Below are 1,079 nucleotides of genomic sequence, written 5' to 3'. Positions count from 1 at the left end.
ATAGCGCTCATGCGACAGCGCCATGATCGCCCCGCGATCATAGCCGCCGTCCTCGCGCAGGAGGCCGCGCATCACGCGATCTTCAGCGTGGTCGGGACACCGCACGGCATCTGCCGCACGCGCAGCGACGGCGGCCACCATTCGGCGGGATCGGCTCCGGCGCGATCCTTGAAATTGGCGTTGCGCGCGAAGAACGAGCCGAGCTGCTTCACGAAGATCGCGACGCCATGCGTCTCGCCCCAGGCGATGAGGTCGAACGCCCAGCCGACGCGGTATTCGCGGCCCAGCGCGCCGCCCTGATCGCTCTCGCCGGCGGTGATGATCCAGTCCAGGCCGTCCCCGTTCTTCGGGATGATGCGCTCGAGCTGCGGCTCGATCGAAAGGCCCACCCAGGCGACGCCATACTTGCGCTTGATCTCGAGCAGCTTCGGCAGATCGCGGTCACACTCCTTTTGCGTGACGACGGTCGCGACGAGTCCGCAATGCGCGAAAGACAGCGCCCAATGACTCGGCAGCATTTTAAAGGCGTTGCCGATGCGCTTGGTGACGATCTGGAAATTGAGCGCGTCGCATTCGCTCATCTCGGCGAGCGCGTCGCGGCGCCACTCCGGATCGACTTCATTGTCGAAGATATCGGCGAGGCTGGCGACGAACACCCAGGGCCGAACGCCGCTCTTGCGTGCGGCGCGGTTCCATTTCTTCAGCTTGTTCCAGTTCTGGATCGTGGTGCGCAGCCGCGGCGCGCCCGAGCCCCAATGCTTGCCGCCGAAGCGCGCGTCATAGGCCTCGGCATAGCAGGCGTCGCAGCCAGGCGAGACCTTGGTGCATCCGATCCAGGGGTTCCACGTGTGCGTGGTCCAGGCGATTCCACTGTTCTCGCCCATCACAGCGCTCCCCGTCTGCGCAGCTCGGCCAGTATGTTCCGCGCTGTTTGAGTCGCGATGCCGAGCGCGTTGGCGATATCCGCCGGGGCCGGAGCCTTGCCAGATTTTCGAACGAGATCGAGCACGCGCTGCTGTGTCGCGGAGAGGCCATGCACGAGCGGCGCGTTCCCGACGCTCGGATGCGGCGCCGGCGGC

At 66.1% G+C, this 1,079-nt stretch carries 2 protein-coding genes; both read right to left on the bottom strand.

Translation table 11 applies throughout. The features are described from left to right. Positions 1-71: 71 nt before the first annotated feature. A complete protein-coding gene (locus tag K3F48_RS23805) occupies positions 72-884 on the bottom strand; it encodes a DUF5131 family protein (RefSeq protein ID WP_222577915.1) in 813 nt (270 codons plus the stop codon). Then, positions 884-1,079 (bottom strand): MarR family transcriptional regulator (locus K3F48_RS23800; RefSeq protein ID WP_222577914.1); only part of this gene is annotated, 196 nt, incomplete at its 5' end. The genes K3F48_RS23800 and K3F48_RS23805, both read right to left, overlap by 1 nt.

Source organism: Methylosinus sp. Sm6 (assembly GCF_019802345.1).
In the GTDB taxonomy this organism is placed as follows: Bacteria; Pseudomonadota; Alphaproteobacteria; order Rhizobiales; family Beijerinckiaceae; genus Methylosinus.
Note: the sequence above shows the minus strand (reverse complement) of the source record. Positions and strands in the feature narration are given on the sequence as shown.

Coding starts and splice junctions, on each gene's coding strand:
- K3F48_RS23805 (WP_222577915.1), bottom strand. CDS start 884: ATGGGCGAGAACAGTGGAATCGCCTGGACCACGCACACGTGGAACCCC.